Origin of the sequence: Vibrio sp. HDW18 (genome assembly GCF_011306175.1) — a bacterium.
In the GTDB taxonomy this organism is placed as follows: domain Bacteria; phylum Pseudomonadota; class Gammaproteobacteria; order Enterobacterales; family Vibrionaceae; genus Vibrio; species Vibrio chanodichtyis.
Window position 1 is genome coordinate 44,277 of sequence record NZ_CP049913.1, and the last position, 17,101, is coordinate 61,377.

At 44.8% G+C, this 17,101-nt stretch carries 19 protein-coding genes and 1 riboswitch; of the genes, 15 read left to right on the forward strand and 4 right to left on the reverse strand.

Annotated elements, in window-relative coordinates; translation table 11 throughout:
• Window positions 1-4 precede the first annotated feature (4 nt).
• The 10 genes from ccoO to ttcA all read left to right on the forward strand — a co-directional run bounded on the left by ccoO (window position 5) and on the right by ttcA (window position 8,555).
• Window positions 5-619: a cytochrome-c oxidase, cbb3-type subunit II gene (gene ccoO / locus G7083_RS00195; RefSeq protein WP_166013016.1), complete on the forward strand. Its 615-nt coding sequence runs from the start codon at window positions 5-7 to the stop codon at window positions 617-619.
• Window positions 620-630: 11 nt separating this feature from the next.
• Window positions 631-795: a cbb3-type cytochrome oxidase subunit 3 gene (locus G7083_RS00200; protein WP_166013017.1), complete on the forward strand. Its 165-nt coding sequence runs from the start codon at window positions 631-633 to the stop codon at window positions 793-795.
• A gap of 6 nt (window positions 796-801) precedes the next feature.
• The gene (gene ccoP / locus G7083_RS00205; protein WP_166013018.1) at window positions 802-1,782 is read left to right on the forward strand and encodes a cytochrome-c oxidase, cbb3-type subunit III; all 981 of its coding nucleotides are present in this window, start codon (window positions 802-804) and stop codon (window positions 1,780-1,782) included.
• Window positions 1,783-1,858: 76 nt separating this feature from the next.
• On the forward strand, window positions 1,859-2,335 hold the full coding sequence (locus G7083_RS00210) for a FixH family protein (protein WP_166013019.1): 477 nt from the start codon (window positions 1,859-1,861) through the stop codon (window positions 2,333-2,335).
• Between the two features lie 4 nt (window positions 2,336-2,339).
• Window positions 2,340-4,730 carry a heavy metal translocating P-type ATPase gene (locus tag G7083_RS00215; RefSeq protein WP_166013020.1) on the forward strand — a complete coding sequence of 797 codons (2,391 nt, stop codon included), beginning with the start codon at window positions 2,340-2,342 and terminating at the stop codon, window positions 4,728-4,730.
• 3 nt (window positions 4,731-4,733) lie between these two features.
• On the forward strand, window positions 4,734-4,898 hold the full coding sequence (gene ccoS, locus G7083_RS00220) for a cbb3-type cytochrome oxidase assembly protein CcoS (RefSeq protein ID WP_166013021.1): 165 nt from the start codon (window positions 4,734-4,736) through the stop codon (window positions 4,896-4,898).
• A complete protein-coding gene (locus G7083_RS00225; protein WP_166013022.1) occupies window positions 4,895-5,569 on the forward strand; it encodes a sulfite exporter TauE/SafE family protein in 675 nt (224 codons plus the stop codon). The genes ccoS and G7083_RS00225 overlap by 4 nt, the downstream gene beginning before the upstream one ends.
• Before the next feature lie 89 nt (window positions 5,570-5,658).
• Complete coding sequence (locus G7083_RS00230) at window positions 5,659-6,411, forward strand: FNR family transcription factor (RefSeq protein ID WP_166013023.1); 753 nt, start codon at window positions 5,659-5,661, stop codon at window positions 6,409-6,411.
• 128 nt (window positions 6,412-6,539) lie between these two features.
• Entirely contained in the window at window positions 6,540-7,487 is a 948-nt protein-coding gene (gene uspE, locus G7083_RS00235) for a universal stress protein UspE (protein ID WP_166013024.1), read from the forward strand.
• 135 nt (window positions 7,488-7,622) lie between these two features.
• Complete coding sequence (ttcA, locus tag G7083_RS00240) at window positions 7,623-8,555, forward strand: tRNA 2-thiocytidine(32) synthetase TtcA (protein ID WP_166013025.1); 933 nt, start codon at window positions 7,623-7,625, stop codon at window positions 8,553-8,555.
• A 129-nt stretch (window positions 8,556-8,684) separates the two neighbouring features.
• On the opposite strand, the gene G7083_RS00245 is transcribed toward ttcA, so the two are convergent.
• Window positions 8,685-9,476 (reverse strand): glucosaminidase domain-containing protein, encoded by a 792-nt coding sequence (locus G7083_RS00245; RefSeq protein WP_166013026.1) that lies wholly within the window; start codon window positions 9,474-9,476, stop codon window positions 8,685-8,687.
• A complete protein-coding gene (locus G7083_RS00250; protein ID WP_166013027.1) occupies window positions 9,469-10,275 on the reverse strand; it encodes a hypothetical protein in 807 nt (268 codons plus the stop codon). Before G7083_RS00250 ends, G7083_RS00245 begins: the two co-directional genes overlap by 8 nt.
• Window positions 10,276-10,599: 324 nt before the next feature.
• Between G7083_RS00250 and potA the strand changes: the two genes are divergently transcribed.
• The 5 genes from potA to G7083_RS00275 all read left to right on the forward strand — a co-directional run bounded on the left by potA (window position 10,600) and on the right by G7083_RS00275 (window position 15,616).
• Window positions 10,600-11,730 carry a spermidine/putrescine ABC transporter ATP-binding protein PotA gene (potA, locus tag G7083_RS00255; protein ID WP_319946302.1) on the forward strand — a complete coding sequence of 377 codons (1,131 nt, stop codon included), beginning with the start codon at window positions 10,600-10,602 and terminating at the stop codon, window positions 11,728-11,730.
• A complete protein-coding gene (gene potB / locus G7083_RS00260) occupies window positions 11,714-12,571 on the forward strand; it encodes a spermidine/putrescine ABC transporter permease PotB (RefSeq protein ID WP_166013029.1) in 858 nt (285 codons plus the stop codon). The genes potA and potB overlap by 17 nt, the downstream gene beginning before the upstream one ends.
• Window positions 12,571-13,338: a spermidine/putrescine ABC transporter permease PotC gene (potC, locus tag G7083_RS00265; protein WP_166013030.1), complete on the forward strand. Its 768-nt coding sequence runs from the start codon at window positions 12,571-12,573 to the stop codon at window positions 13,336-13,338. Before potB ends, potC begins: the two co-directional genes overlap by 1 nt.
• Window positions 13,339-13,434: 96 nt before the next feature.
• Complete coding sequence (locus tag G7083_RS00270) at window positions 13,435-14,466, forward strand: extracellular solute-binding protein (RefSeq protein WP_166013031.1); 1,032 nt, start codon at window positions 13,435-13,437, stop codon at window positions 14,464-14,466.
• Between the two features lie 112 nt (window positions 14,467-14,578).
• A complete protein-coding gene (locus tag G7083_RS00275; RefSeq protein WP_166013032.1) occupies window positions 14,579-15,616 on the forward strand; it encodes an extracellular solute-binding protein in 1,038 nt (345 codons plus the stop codon).
• Between the two features lie 124 nt (window positions 15,617-15,740).
• On the opposite strand, the gene G7083_RS00280 is transcribed toward G7083_RS00275, so the two are convergent.
• Window positions 15,741-16,475, reverse strand: a complete 735-nt coding sequence (locus tag G7083_RS00280; protein WP_166013033.1) for a chromosome partitioning protein ParA — start codon at window positions 16,473-16,475, stop codon at window positions 15,741-15,743.
• Between the two features lie 16 nt (window positions 16,476-16,491).
• Window positions 16,492-16,650 (reverse strand): hypothetical protein, encoded by a 159-nt coding sequence (locus G7083_RS00285; RefSeq protein ID WP_166013034.1) that lies wholly within the window; start codon window positions 16,648-16,650, stop codon window positions 16,492-16,494.
• A gap of 311 nt (window positions 16,651-16,961) precedes the next feature.
• A riboswitch (glycine riboswitch) is annotated at window positions 16,962-17,060 on the forward strand.
• Window positions 17,061-17,101 lie beyond the last annotated feature (41 nt).

The window sequence follows — 17,101 nt, forward strand, 5'->3', positions numbered from 1 at the left end:
AGCCATGAGTTCAAAAAACCGCCATGAATTTCTGGAACGTAATGTTGGCCTACTCGCTATTTTTATTATTTTTGCCATCAGTTGGGGAGCTTTGGTCGAGATTACTCCACTGATTTTTCAAAAACAAACCACAGAACCGGTGCAAAACCTGCAACCGTATACGGCGTTGCAGTTAGAAGGTCGTGATATTTATATTCGTGAAGGATGCAATGTGTGCCACAGTCAAATGGTCCGTCCATTTCGTTCAGAAACCGAGCGTTATGGTCATTACTCTGTCGCGGGCGAAAGTGTCTGGGAACACCCTTTTTTATGGGGATCTAAAAGAACCGGACCAGATTTAGCCCGTGTCGGTGGGCGTTATTCTGATCAATGGCATCGGGTACATTTGCTCAATCCGCGTGAGCTGGTCCCTGAATCCAATATGCCCGCTTTTCCTTGGTTAGCCAAAAACTTGCTGGATGGTCAGCTCACGCCACAAAAAATGACCCTATTTCGTGATCAATTTGGCGTGCCCTATACCGATCAACAAATCGCCAGCGCAAGCCAAGATGTGCAAGGTAAAACGGAGATAGATGCCATCATTGCCTATCTACAGTCGCTTGGCCATGCAATGAAATAATGGAGCTCATGATGGATATTGCTACTCTTCACACGATTTGGACCGTAGTGCTGCTGCTCTGCTTTGTTGCCGTAATTTGGTGGGCTTATGGTCGCCAACGTAAGGCGCGTTTTGATGAAGCAGCCAACCTGATCTTTGATGATGAAGAGCAACCTCGCTCTAACAACAAGGAGTAACTCGGCATGACGACATTCTGGAGCCTGTGGATCATCCTGATCACGATTGGCACTTTGTTCGGTTGCGCAGCTCTGCTTATCTGGTGCCTCAAGGACAACATGGGGGTAAAGGAAGGCGTTGATATGGGGCATGAATACGATGGGATCCGTGAGCTAAACAATCCGCTACCCAAATGGTGGGTTTATCTGTTTATCGCCACATTCATTTTCGCGGCAATTTATCTTGCCCTCTACCCCGGCTTAGGCAGTTTTCAAGGCATCCTTGGCTGGCAAAGTTCCGATCAAACGGTGCGTTCAGTTGAAGATTCGCGAGCTTCCATCGCGATCGCCCAACAAAATCGGCAGTTAGTGCAATATTCCAAAGAGCTGGGCGATGCGAAAGCTTACTATGGTCAAGCTTTCAAGCGGTTAGCTTATCAAGATGACACGAATAACCTACGTGAGCTGCCTGCTATCGCGGCGGACAGTGAAGCACTCAAAGTCGGCCAACGTTTGTTTTTGCAAAACTGTTCGCAATGCCATGGTTCTGATGCCCGAGGCCAAATTGGCTTTCCTAATCTGACCGATCAAGCTTGGCTGTATGGTGGTGAGCCGCAAGCCATTATTACCACGATTCGCCATGGCCGAGTTGGACAGATGCCCGCTTGGCTGGATATTTTGGGTGAACAAGGTGTGCAAGAGGTGGTCAGTTATGCACTGAGTTTATCTGGGCGCTCGGTAAATGCTAAGGAAGCCGCAGCAGGTAAAGTACGCTTTGCGGTCTGTGCAGCTTGCCATGGAGCGGACGGTAAAGGTAATCCTGCCTTTGGTGCACCGGATCTCACCGATAATGATTGGCTATATGGCGATGCTCGGGCCGATGTGACCGCCACGGTTATGTATGGACGTTCTGGTGTAATGCCTGCGTGGAATGACATCCTCGGTGAAGATAAAATTCAGCTTGTTGCCGCTTATGTGTGGAGCCTAAGCAATCCCGATAACCAATAAGATGGGAATGATTCCCCTTGGTTTGCTGGCGATTACTGATGTGTCTTAGTGTGTTTTCATCGTAGAGAATTTGCTTATGGTTACAGCTTGGTATAAACAATTTTGGCCTTGGTTCTTAATTATTCTGCCTCTTAGCGTAGTGATTTGGACGCTGGTCACGGTGATTATTTTTGCTCATCATCCGGTATCGTTAGTGACGGAGGATTACTACAAAAAAGGCAAAGCAATTAATCTCGATCTTAGTAAAGTAAAGGTAGCCCAAGCGTTGCAGTTGCAGGCCACGGTTTACTCACAAGGAACAGAAGTTATCATCCAGCTTGATAAAGGCCAGCTTAGCTATTTTCCGGCCCTGCAAGCGTTATTTGCTCATCGCACCCTCGCCGAGCGAGATTTCTCGAGACTGCTTACCGCTGATGCCAAGGGTGTTTATCGTCTAAAATTGGATACAGAACTGCAAGGCCCGTGGTTTATTGAGCTGACTCCTCATGATCAGCAATGGCTGATCCAAGGCCGCGTGACCTTTCCTGCATCATCAACCCCCTTGATGAACTAACACCATGAATATTAACTGTTACCACTGTGGTGAGAGCGTTCCAACTAACACCGATTTTCACGTTAAAATTTTAGGTGAAAATCGCAACATGTGCTGCCCAGGTTGCCAAAGCGTAGCACAAACCATTGTTGATAATGACTTAGTGGCTTACTACCAGTTTCGCACGGCCACAGCGGAAAAAGTCGCACTGGTCCCCGAACAACTGAAGGCTTTGCTTCACTACGATGATCCCGATGTGCAAGTAGAGTTTGTTCGTGATCAGCAAAACTGCGCCGAGGTGACATTGTCACTCGATGGGATCTCATGTGCTGCCTGCGCTTGGTTAATTGAAAAACAGATCCAAGCGCAACCAGGGGTGCTGGCAATCAGGGTCAACACGGCCACTAATCGAGCACTGCTCAGTTGGGATCGCCACCAAACCCAGCTCAGTCAGGTTTTAGCTCAGATCCATCAACTAGGCTACCAAGCCGCCCCTTTTGAAGCGGATCAACATGAAGCGAACTACCATAATGCCATGCAAGCCTATCTGTATCGGCTTGGTATTGCAGGATTGGCGAGTATGCAAGTGATGATGTTGGCCGTCGCCCTCTATTTAGAGACGTTTGGTGATCTTGACGCTGAGTTTAAACACTACTTTCGCTGGGTCAGTTTGATTTTTGCCACACCCGTTTTGCTCTATTCAGCTCAACCCTTTTATATCAATGCTTGGCGCAATTTACGCGGCAAAACATTAGGTATGGATGTCCCAGTATCACTGGCGCTGATTTTTGCTTATGTAGCAAGCTTGGTTGCCACCGTGACTCAGCAAGGCGAGGTTTTTTTTGAATCGATCTCGATGTTTACTTTCTTCTTATTGGTCGGCCGATTTTTAGAAATGCGCGCTAGGCGCAAAGCCGCGGCAGCCAGTGGTAATCTACTCAAACTGATCCCAGCACTAGCAACTACACTGGATGGAAAACAAGTTGCGGTTAAAATGCTCAAACCCGGTGACACGGTACGAGTTCTACCTGGTCAGCACATCCCGGCCGATGGCAAAATCATTAATCAGCGAGTATATATTGACGAATCAATGTTGACCGGTGAATCGATTCCCGTCATCAAGCATCCCGGTGATGGCGTTTTTGCTGGCACTTTAAATGGTGATGAATCGTTTGATTTACGTGTCACGGCAAGCAAAGCTAATTCGGTGATCTCACAGATTGTGACGCTGCAAGATAGCGCTCAATCCTCCAAACCGAAAATCGCTGAACTTGCCGATATTGTCGCCCGCTATTTCGTGGCGATAATTCTCATTATTGCCGCTGCAACTTGGCTGTATTGGCACTACGTACAACCTGATGATGCTTTTTGGATCATGCTATCCGTGTTAGTTGTCACCTGCCCTTGTGCTCTTTCCCTCGCAACGCCCACCGCCTTAACCTGTGCCACATCAAGCCTCAGTACCATGGGGATCATGCTGCGTAAAAATCACGTTTTCGAAACACTGTGTAAAGTCGATCAACTGGTCATCGATAAGACCGGAACCCTAACCCATGGTCATGTAGAGATTGATCGTATCGAGACTTGGCACCCCTTTACCCAACAACAATGTCTGGCACTCGCAGCCGAATTAGAGAGTTACGCCAACCACCCCATAGCCAAAGCTTTTGACCGCTATAAAACCAATCATGTTACACTCACTGCGGTACACAACATTATCGGTAGCGGTATTGAAGCGATTTATCAGAACAAAACGCTCAAAATCGGCAGCGCTGAGTTTGCATTAGGCTCCATAACAGCTAATTCAACACCATCTAATAGTAATGTTAACGGTATATGGTTATCTTTCGATGGCCAACATATCGCAACTTTTCATTATCGAGATCCGATCCGCCAACAAGCCAAACAGTTGATTGAAAAATTTCATCAAGCCGGTATCAGCATCACCTTATTGACAGGAGACTCGCTAACCAACGCCCAAAGTGTGGCCAATGAGCTACATATCGATACCATCATTGCGCAAGCCAAACCAGAAGCAAAATTAGCCTATCTACAACAATTGAATAAAACCGGCGTAACTATGATGGTTGGCGATGGGATCAATGATGCCCCAACACTAGCCGGAGCTCATCTTTCAGTAGCCATGGGCGGCGGAACCGACATCGCCAAAGCCTCGGCGGATATGATTCTGATGGGTGATCGTTTAGATAAGTTACTGGCAGTCAGAGCGCTAGCCATCAAAACGCGCAATATTATTCGTGAAAACTTAGCATGGTCATTAGGTTATAACGCGATTATCTTACCGCTCGCCATCGCTGGGCTCATTGCACCCTATATTGCGGTAATTGGAATGTCGGGCAGCTCGATGATTGTGGTCGCCAATTCACTGCGTTTGTTAAATCATAAAGGGAGCTAGCCTATGGAAAGTTTATATTTGCTGATCCCAATTGCGATTGGACTGGTGTGTATCGCGGTGGCCATTTTTATCTGGGCCGTTAAGCATCAACAATTTGAAGATCTCGAACGTCAAGGCCATAACATTTTATTTGAAGATGATCACGGTACTAATAAGGATCAACGATGAATCCTGATCTCTTGGGAGCTTCGGTTATCGGCTTACTTGGTGCTGGTCATTGCCTTGGAATGTGTGGTGGGATCAGTGCTCTTTTAACTCTCAATCAATCTCGAGCCGCGCCGATGATTCTACTGTTGTGTAATCTTGGACGCTTACTCAGTTATGCGCTAATCGGTGGCATAGTCGGTGGCGCTGTCGCCACATTTAGCTCGCTGATCAATATCCAATCCAGTTTGATTTGGCTCAGAATCATTGCCGGCATCTTAATGATCTCATTAGGCTTATATATGGGCCGTTGGTGGTTTGGTTTACTCCGGTTAGAAAAGCTTGGACAGAAATTATGGCCTTGGATCGCCCCTTACGGAAAATTACTGTTGCCACTCAAACAGCCATGGCACGCTGTACCTTTTGGCTTTATTTGGGGTTGGCTACCGTGTGGCTTAGTTTACTCGATGCTAACTTGGTCTGCTGTCGCCGGAAGTTTCGCGCAAGGTGCATTGATTATGTTGGCTTTTGGTTTCGGCACACTGCCTGCCATGCTTGCCAGTGGTTGGGGCGCAACCCGAATAACTCATTGGCAAAACAACCAGTTATTTCGCCAGTGCACCGCATTAATACTCATCCTCTATGGCATCTACACCGCCTATAACGCCACAATACTGCTACTCATCCAGAGTTAATCCTTTCACTATCGCCGATGTATTTAAACTACCCTTTAGAGTTAAGCAATGATAAAATATTGACGTACATCAATTAGTGAAAGGTTGTTATGATTTCTGAAAAGCCTGCTGCAAAGCGCATCCAATCGGGTGGTTGCGCGATTCACTGCCAAGATTGCAGTATTAGCCAACTGTGTATCCCTTTTACCTTGAATGAGTCTGAGCTTGACCAACTTGACCAGATCATCGAGCGAAAAAAACCCATTCAGAAAGGTCAGGAGCTATTTAAAGCAGGTGATGAACTGAGATCACTTTACGCGATTCGTTCTGGAACAATAAAAAGTTACACCATCACCGAACAAGGCGATGAACAGATCACCGCTTTCCACTTAGCCGGCGATTTAGTCGGTTTTGATGCGATTACCGAAGATCGACACCCTAGCTTTGCTCAAGCGCTAGAAACCTCAATGGTTTGTGAAATTCCTTACGAAATATTAGATGACCTTTCCGGTAAAATGCCGAAACTACGCCAACAAATCATGCGCTTAATGAGTAGTGAAATTAAAGGCGATCAGGAAATGATCCTGCTGCTCTCCAAGAAAAATGCCGAAGAGCGTTTGGCGGCATTTTTATACAACCTTTCTACTCGTTTTTCTCAGCGGGGTTTTAGCCCAAGAGAGTTTCGCCTCACGATGACCCGTGGCGATATTGGTAACTATCTAGGTTTGACGGTTGAAACGATCAGCCGTTTGTTAGGTCGCTTCCAAAAATCAGAAATCCTTAGCGTTAAAGGCAAATACATCACTATTCTCAATCATGCAGAATTGATGGAATTAGCCGGTGTTTCTAAAGAAAATAAGTAACATCAATGATGTAGCTCTTGATGAGCTACATCATACTTCTTGGAAATAGTGACGTACTGACTAAAACTCTGCTCATAACTACGCTAAAGTAAAGTGAACAAACCTCCTCACTGGACAAGGAGTTTCCTATGAGTATTTACAGTAAAATTCTTGTAGTGGCTGACATCAACCATGATGAGCAACCCGCTTTAGCTCGGGCAATGCAGTTGGCACAAAAATCCACGTCAACCAGCCACATCACTTTCTTCCTATCGATTTACGATTTTTCTTATGACATGACGTCGATGCTATCTCTAGAAGAGCGTGACGCCATGCGTAGAGGCGTGATTCAGCAACGAGAGCATTGGATGCGTTCGATTGCTGAGCCCTATCTCGATCCGTCGGTTCAGTTTGAAATTAAAGTGGTATGGCACAATCGTCCTTATGAAGCGATTATTGGTGAAGTTTTTGCCGGTGAACACGATATTCTTATCAAAGCAACCCGCAAACACGACATGCTTGAGTCAGTCATTTTTACACCAACCGACTGGCATTTAATGCGAAAATGTCCAACGCCAGTGCTACTAGTCAAAAATGCCGACTGGCCAGAAAATGCCAGTATTATTGCATCAGTACATGTCGGGTCTGAAATCGATACCCATATTGATTTGAATGATCGGATGGTTAAGCAACTGCTCAACCTTAGTCAAACGCTCGGTGCGACGCCTTATCTGGTTAACGCTTATCCCGTGACTCCAGTGAACATCACTATTGAGCTGCCTGAATTTGATCCTGCAACTTATACCGATACCGTGCGTGGTTATCATCTCACCGCGATGAAAGCTCTGCGTCAAAAACATGGACTCAGTGAAGAGCAGACTCTGGTTCAGCAAGGATTACCGGAAGATGTGATCCCAGATGCCGCGAAGCAGCTCAATGCTGCCATGGTAATCTTAGGTACCACGGGTCGAACCGGTCTTTCAGCGGTGTTTATCGGTAATACTGCTGAGCAGGTGATCGATAAAATCAATTGTGATGTGCTTGCACTAAAGCCTCATGGATATGTCAGCCCTCTTGATCCACAAACCGCCATCTAAATTTCGCAAAGTCTTATGTCCCAGCCGCAATGGCTGGGATTTTTTAGCGGTTAATGGTGATTGAACTAGTATCTAGCCTATTTATCCGTATTATACGCACTTCATTTTTTGTTCTGAGATTTAAGATAGCAAGCCATGACAGCGCAAACTCCAGAGTTCACCAAAGCTCAACAATACAATTTTAATAAATTGCAAAAGCGTATTCGCCGTAATACCGGTCAAGCGATTGCAGACTTTAACATGATTGAAGATGGCGATCGGATTATGGTTTGTCTGTCCGGAGGTAAAGACAGCTTTACCATGCTGGAAATTTTGATGAGTTTACAAAAAAGCGCGCCGATTTCGTTTGAACTGGTGGCGGTAAATCTTGACCAAAAGCAGCCAGGATTTCCCGCACATATCCTGCCAGAATATTTAGCCAGTTTAGGCATTGAATATAAAATCATTGAAGAAGATACCTACTCCATCGTGCAGGACAAAGTGCCAGAGGGAAAAACGACCTGTGCTCTTTGTTCACGCTTACGTCGTGGTATTTTATACCGTACCGCCAAAGAGTTAGGCGCGACTAAAATTGCCCTTGGTCATCACCGCGATGATATTTTGGAAACCTTGTTCTTGAACATGTTCTACGGTGGCAAAATGAAAGGCATGCCACCGAAATTAGTTTCCGATAATGGTGAACATGTGGTGATCCGCCCTCTCGCTTATTGCCGTGAGAAAGACATTATTAAATACTCGGAGATGCGCAGCTACCCGATCATTCCTTGTAACCTGTGCGGCTCACAGCCGAATCTACAACGCCAAGTGATCAAGCAGATGCTCAATGATTGGGATAAACGCTTCCCGGGCCGTATCGAAACCATGTTTCGAGCGATGCAAAATGTGGTTCCTAGCCATCTGGCCGATTTCGAATTGTTTGATTTTAAGTCAATCACCAAAGATTCTGGCGTGATCAATGGCGGTGATATTGGCTTTGATAAAGAAGATATTGCCCCAGTATCGATTGACGATGAAGATGTCGTGACTGAGTTTGACCCCACCCTGCAATTGGATGTGACCAATCTGTAAAACAACTCATCGTTAAATACTTTCAATAATTTAGGCTGCCAATTTGGCAGCCTAAATTATTTTAGATTGAAGCCTATCGGTTTATTCTTGCCTCTGGCAGAGAAGGTAATTTACGTAAAGCTAGCACATCTAATTCACACTAAAATACTGTTGATTGGATGACATCATAGCCTGTAAATCTTGCACATAAGCTTCTCTACGTTCTGAATATTTCAACAAGCCGTAGCTCATCGCATATGCACTTTGATCAGTGATAGGATTGATCTTTTGCTGGCGCAGTTGCAAACGAATTTCTCGTAACTCTTGATAGGCTTTATGACGGTTCACATTCATAAAGTAACCTCGAATGGAATCTTGCACCGAATCAAATTTCGCCACTTCATGTGTTGAGCCGGAGGAACGGGCTAAAGGGATCACCCCACAACCCGGACGATAGCACCACTGCCCAAAATAGTTATTGGCCTCACGGGCAAATCTTGACGTGCCCCATGCCGATTCATTAGCAGCCTGCGTTAATACCAGAGCCTCGGGGATCACATCAACCCGTAGTAACATCTCGTGTAGCCATACTTGATCGATCTTGCCCTCGGGTAGTTCAACCCAGTAAGCCTTGGCTAAGTGCTGTGCTTGTTTCAAATGTTCAGACGAAACTTGCCCTGCGGAAAACTCTTTTTGTATTCGTTTCAAAATTGCCCGCTGTTGTAAGATCCGCGAGTTCTCGTACAGCACTCCGGGTTTTAAATAACCAAACAACGCCTCTTTGCGTTGCGGAATATCATTAATTAAAGAAAAATCCGGCGCTACCCCGATAACCTCACCTTTTAAAGATGGCAATTTTTGTGGCTTAGTGTACTTTTCAAAGTGATAAACACCAAATACTGCAATCAAAACAATAAACAAAGAAATCAATGTATTACGCATCAAACACTCCGGACTGCGATTGGCTAGCTTGTGGACCCGGCTGAGATTGACCAGTAGCAATAATTTTTAAACGAATGCCGAACATATTGCGATAAATGATCCCTTTAACATGGAAAAAGAACGGCAAAAATAGCACTAAACCAATTCCGTATAGAAAAACAGCCAGCATAAACAGCAGCATCAAGATTGAGTAAATCGCAATTAACGGGAAAATTTTCTTATTCACGGAGCGCAGTGATAGCAGTAACGACTGCATCGGTGGCACTTTTTTATCGCAGATCAGTAGTAGCGAATTACTAAATGCGATCGATAAATACATCGAAACAAAGGGTAACAGCATTCCAGCCACAGCTTGTAACAATAAACTGAACAAGGTCGCCAAAATGACCGGTACGGTAAATTGCAAGCCTTTGCTGATATGACGAGTTTGCGTACTTAATCCGGCCGCGTGACTCATTGCCATTAGGCAGATCCCAGCGTAAATTGGTGCGCTGATCACCTCATAACTAAAGTTGGCAATAAATACTGCTTGGATCAGTCCGCTAGGTACCGTGCCACCTTGTTCAAAGATCGACAACAACACCGAGAGATCACCAATCTGCCATTTAAATGCAAAATAAAAGATAGCCAACTGCAAGATCAGCAGTAAAAAAATGGCGGGCGTGAAGTTAATAAAGTGTTTAAGCGTCATGCCCCATGCTTCGTTGAGTACATCACCCACTTTTAACTCATAACTTCCCGATAGCGCTCTGTCTATCGAACCGCCAAGATTAACCTCTTGTTCCCTATCGTTATTCATAAAATGCCCTAGTTGGGTCGAATGCGCGAATAACGTCACGCTTCAACATAAAAATTGAATTCATTATACTGAAATCAAGCTCAGGCTAAAATCAGATTACCAATCTCGTCTTGCATTCTAGTCGATATGATTGATAATTAAGCAATTGATAGCATTGAGAGTTAAGTAAAATCAGTAGGCTAGCCAACGTGAGTGGAAACTGGCAAAAACTTTTCGGTTTCAAGGTAAGAAAAACACTTTGAAATCGTGCTCTTGGTGTTTATGATGCGCCCCTTATTTTTGTTTAACTACAGGTCTAACAAGTAGAATCGTCTACGGACCAAGGTGGGAGAAATACAGACGTTGAACGAACAACATTCAGTAGGAAAGCCAGTCATTCGTTTATCTGGCATTAGCAAAAGTTTCGATGGTAAGGAAATCATTGGTAACCTAAATCTTGATGTGAATCATGGCGAATTCTTAACTATCCTCGGCCCATCCGGCTGTGGTAAAACGACAGTGTTAAGAATGATTGCTGGTTTTGAAACGGCAGATCAAGGTCAGATCCTGCTCGATGATCAAGACGTTACTCAAGTTCCTGCTGAACAACGACACGTCAATACGGTCTTCCAAAGCTATGCCTTGTTCCCGCACATGACCGTATTTGAAAATGTGGCGTTTGGCCTGCGCATGCAAAAAGTTCCAAACAGCGAGATCGAGCCACGTGTGATGGAGGCTTTGCGCATGGTGCGCCTGGCCGAAATGGCTCAGCGTAAACCGCATCAGCTCTCTGGCGGCCAACAACAACGTATTGCTATTGCACGAGCGGTGGTCAACAAGCCTAAAGTGCTGCTACTCGACGAATCGCTTTCTGCTTTGGATTACAAACTGCGTAAACAGATGCAGAGTGAACTGAAGCAACTGCAACGCCAATTAGGTATCACCTTTATTTTCGTGACTCACGATCAAGAAGAAGCTCTGTCAATGTCAGACCGCATTATTGTTATGCGTGCCGGCAAAATTGAACAAGATGGTTCACCACGTGAAATCTACGAAGACCCTAAAAACTTGTTTGTGGCACGCTTCATCGGCGAAATTAACGTATTCCAAGCAACGACATTAGACCGTATTGATGAAAAACGCATTCGCGTTGACATCGAAGGGGTTGAGTCGATTGTTTATTACCAAGATGAAGTGAAAGCGGGTGATAAGCTGCAAGTGCTGCTCCGCCCTGAAGACTTACGTATCGAAGAAATTAAAGAGTCAGAAGAAAAAGGTATTGTCGGTCACGTGACGGATCGCACCTACAAAGGTATGACTCTGGAATCGGTCGTCGAGCTGGAATCCGGTATGTGTGTCATGGTCAGCGAATTTTTCAACGAAGATGATCCTGATGTTGATCACTCTATCGGACAGAAAGTTGCCATCACTTGGGTTGAAAGCTGGGAGGTGGTCCTCAATGAGCAAAAAGCTTAATCTGCAAAACGCGATCATTACCTTAATTGTTGGTTGGCTAGTGCTGTTTGTGCTAGCTCCTAACCTAATGATTATTGGTACCAGTTTTCTGACGCGTGATGAAGCAAATCTGATTAAATTTGTTTTCACTTTTGAGAACTATACACGCTTGCTTGATCCGCTATACGGCAAAGTCATGCTGCACTCGTTCTATATGGCGATTGTGGCAACCTTGATCTGCCTAGTGATTGGTTACCCTTTTGCCTACATAGTGGCCAAAATGCCCGCCAACTGGCGACCATTTATGCTGTTTCTGGTGATTGTGCCTTTCTGGACTAACTCACTGATCCGCACATACGGCTTAAAAATTGTGCTCGGCACACAAGGCATTCTCAACCAAGCCTTAATGTCGCTCGGACTGATTGATTCGCCGATCCGCATTATGTTTACTGAAACTGCGGTGATGATTGGTCTGGTTTACATTTTATTGCCATTTATGATCTTACCGCTCTACTCTGCTATCGAAAAATTAGATGGCACTTATATTGAAGCGGCACGCGATCTGGGTGCCAACAAATTGCAAACCTTAATTCGGGTGATTTTGCCTCTCACTATGCCTGGTATTATCGGCGGTTGTTTATTGGTTCTGTTACCTGCTCTTGGCATGTTCTACATTGCCGATTTATTAGGTGGTGCGAAAAACCTCTTGATTGGTAACGTGATCAAGAGCCAAGTGCTCAATGCACGTGACTGGCCATTTGGAGCGGCCACCAGTATTGCTCTAACACTGGCTATGGCCATCATGTTATATGCTTACTACCGGGCGGGTAAACTATTGAATAAAAAGGTGGAGCTAGACTAATGGGACGTTCAATTAGATTTAGCTTTATGAGTTTAGTGTACTTATTTTTGTACCTGCCAATCATTGTGTTGATTGCAAACTCATTTAATGACAACAAGTTTGGTATCAAATGGGGTGGTTTTACCACCAAGTGGTATCACGCGCTGATGAATAACGACAGCTTAATGCAAGCGGCTTGGCACTCGCTCAATATTGCGGTGTTTTCTGCGACGGCGGCAACCTTGATTGGTAGTTTAACTGCGGTGGCTCTATTCCGTTACCAGTTTAAAGGTAAAAAAATCGTCAGTGGCATGCTGTTTGTAGTGATGATGTCACCCGATATTGTGATGGCGATTTCACTGCTTGCGTTGTTCTTAGTCATGGGTGCCAAACTGGGTTTCCTTACTCTGCTGATTGCACACATCACCTTCTGTTTACCTTTTGTGGTGGTGAGTGTGTATACGCGACTTAACGGTTTTGATGTCAAAATGCTGGAAGCAGCCAAAGATCTCGGTGCTGGAGAATGGGTTATACTTAAGAAGATCATTCTACCTTTGGCAAAACCTGCGGTCGCGGCTGGCTGGTTACTCAGCTTTACCCTATCGCTGGATGATGTGATTATCAGTTCGTTTGTGACTGGGCCGACCTATGAAATTCTACCATTGAAGATTTATTCCATGGTTAAAGTTGGCATATCACCAGAAGTTAACGCACTGGCGACCGTCATGTTAGTCGTGTCATTGACTCTTGTTATCCTTTCGCAGTTGTTAGCAAGAGAAAAAAATTGATATCCTTTGGGATATACGCGAAACAGAATGATAGGAGTCATTCTGTTTTTCTTTGTAACGCCCATTAGGGCAACGTTTAGTTTGGAGCTAACGTCGATGAAAAAACTGGCTACTTTTTTAGCGGGTAGCGCATGTGCGCTTTCTCTGTTGTCTGGCACAGCGGCAGCGGAAGATAAGGAACTGGTGTTTATGAACTGGGGTCCGTATATCAATAGCGGTATCTTAGAGCAATTCACCAAGGAAACGGGGATCAAAGTTATCTACTCAACTTATGAGTCAAACGAAACTTTGTATGCAAAACTCAAAACGCACAATCAAGGGTATGATCTGGTTGTTCCATCGACCTACTTCGTAGCCAAAATGCGTGATGAAGGTATGCTACAACCGATTGACAAATCAAAGCTGAGCAACTTTGACCAACTTGATCCTAATTACCTAGACAAAGCTTATGATCCAAACAACGACTACTCTATTCCACACGTTGTTGCGATCACAGGCTTAGCGGTTAACACCGACATGTATGATCCCAATGACTTCCAAAGTTGGGCTGACCTCTGGAAACCAGAGCTAAAAGGTCAACTGATGTTGATGGATGATACGCGTGAAGTTTTCCACATTGCTCTGCGTAAGCTTGGTTACTCAGGTAACTCTACAGACGATAAGCAGATTGATGAAGCCTATGCGGAACTGCGCAAATTAATGCCAAATGTGTTGGTGTTTAACTCTGATAACCCAGCCGCACCTTATCTTTCTGGTGAAGTCGGTCTTGGTATGCTGTGGAACGGCTCTGCTGCTGCTGCACAAAAAGAAGGTCTACCGATCAAGCTAGTCTTCCCGAAAGAAGGCGGTATTGGTTGGGTGGACAACTTTGCGATTTCTTCTGGCGCGAAAAACGTCAATGCAGCACATAAGATGATCGATTTTCTGCTGCGTCCTGAAATTGCTGAGCAAATTTCACGTGACACTGGCTACCTCACTGGCGTTAAAGCCTCTAACGACAAATTCCAAGATGTCGCCCCACTCTTCCCATCACAAGAAGATTTGGATCGCGTGGAATGGCAATCAGCCGTTGGCGATAAGACCGTCAAATATGAAGATTACTTCATGAAGCTGAAAGCCGGTCAATAACACCGCCCAAGAGAACCCGATAGGCAGCATTTGCTGCCTATCTTTTTTTATCTTGTTATACTTGCTCCATTCTACGCCGAGTTAGGTTCTTTCTATTTACCATGGGAACGTAATGAAAAATAAACTGTTTGCGAGTGCGTTATGCGCAGCAGCCTTGTTCACCTCCAATGCAATGGCTAAAGACCAAGAGCTGTACTTCTACAATTGGTCTGAATATATCCCAAGCGGGATCTTAGAAGAGTTCACCAAAGAGACGGGTATCAAGGTAATTTATGCCACCTATGAGTCCAATGAAAGCATGTATGCCAAGCTTAAAACGCAAGGTAAAGGCTATGACTTAGTGGTACCTTCCACCTATTTTGTGTCTAAGATGCGCCAAGAAGGCATGCTGCAGGCGATTGACCATACCAAACTGTCACACTTCCAAGATCTTGATACCAATTATCTGAACAAGCCGTTTGATCCCAATAACCAATACTCGATTCCCTATATCTGGGGAGCCACCGGGATCGGTATCAACAGCGATATGCTGGATAAAAAATCACTCAAAAATTGGAGTGATTTATGGGATGCCAAATGGGTCGGTCAGTTGATGCTGATGGATGATTCCCGTGAAGTTTTTCATATTGCGCTGACTAAATTGGGTTATTCGCCAAACACCACCAATCCTAAAGAGATTGAAGCGGCATATTATGAATTGAAAAAACTGATGCCAAATGTATTAGTGTTCAATTCTGATTTTCCCGCCAATCCGTTTCTGGCAGGTGAAGTTTCGTTAGGGATGTTATGGAATGGATCGGCTTATATGGCTCGTCAAGAAGGCGCACCGATAGAGATCATTTGGCCAGAAAAAGGCACCATTTTTTGGATGGATAGCCTAGCAATCCCCGTAGGAGCACGCAACATTGATGCAGCACATAAGATGATTGACTTCCTACTGCGTCCTGAAAATGCAGCCAAAATTGCTTTAGAAATTGGTTATCCAACTCCAGTTAGAACCGCCTATGATCTGTTACCAAACGAATTTGCCGATGATCCGAATATCTATCCACCGCAATCGGTTATCGATAACGGTGAATGGCAAGATCAAGTGGGTGAAGCCAGTGTGCTGTATGATCGATACTTTCAAAAGTTGAAGGTCAATAATTAGCACGCCTCGCTAAAGATTCACGCTCAAAATAGAAAGCCACCTTAGGTGGCTTTCTTTATATTTGTAGTGGTCAACTAAAATTTCTTGGTACAGCCTCTTAAACCCGACTGGTAATAGGGTTCGATTACAAACCAATCTCACTGGACAAGGATTTAATCTGCTCAAGATCCAGTTGATGAACACGGATCAGTTGGTTAATTTGGCTAATCCGAGAATTAGCTTCATCTTGTTTGTCGCAAGAGTCTGATGTGGCATCCCAAGATTTACCTTCAAGGTAAATATCACACTCTGCCTTTAAGGCTTTAATTTTCGGTGCCAGTGAATCTCGCTCTTGTTGCAAACTCGCCAGCTCTTGTTTGATTTTTAGCTCACGTTGAAACAATTCTCGAGAACGTTCAAATATGCTGGCTTGCATATCGGCTTGACGATGAAGCTGATTATTTTGCGTATTGACGTGCTCCAATGCTATTTTTTGCTCACCGAGCTGCTGCTCCAAATCGAGATTGTGTTTCTCTAATTCGGCCACATACTTATCACGCTGCACCAATTCCGTTTGCCACTGCTCTTTTTGCTTGGCTAGCGCTTGATCCATTTGCAACTGCCACGCTTGTGCTTGGTTTTGTTCGCTGGCTTGTGCCGCTTTCGCCACTTCACTATTAGCACTCTTTAATTGTTCTAACTGCGTCTGTAGTGCTTGATAAGAAGCTTCCCAACGATTGGTGGTGAGCGATGACCCAATCAAACCACCTATTGCGATACCCAAGACCGCCGCAATGGCAATATAAAGATAACTCTGTTTATCTCTGCGTTCGATCACCACAACTTCGTCGTTGTCGTCAAACTCATCGTGTTTATTCACGCCCGCTCCTCTTACATCAGCGAATCAATTCAGAAATCACTAAGAAGGTGGTGTACAAAACCAAGATCATCACACTAACCATCACGACCCCTTTCTGTAATTTCTGATTGGTACGATAGCGGATCAGTACCAATGCTAAAGTTATCAGTAAGGCTATTGCTATTAATCTCACCATCTCGCCTCCTAGCGCGCTTATCTTATACCACTTATACCCGGTTTAGCGTCAGAGAAAAGTTGATTACCGATAGAGTTGGATAATAATCCAGCAAGTGATTGCTTTTGTTGATGACATCACATTTTGTTTTCGCTAATATTCCTGTCGCAAATCGTTTTATGTAAGACGATTGTTCCGTTGAAGACTGCAGGAGAGTGGTTGTTCACCAGATTTTAACATTTGGCCCTAACAACCTACCGAAGAAGTAAATCTTTCAGGTGCATTATTCTTCGCCATTTATTTATTGGCAAGAGTATGCGAGGACTGTAGTTGGAGGAACCTCTGGAGAGAACCGTTAAATCGGTCGCCGAAGGAGCAAGCTCTGCGCATAGCAGAGTGAAACTCTCAGGCAAAAGGACAGAGGAGTGAAAGGCCAATCTTTTTAGTAAGCTCGCTAGGGCTTTGCTGTGCA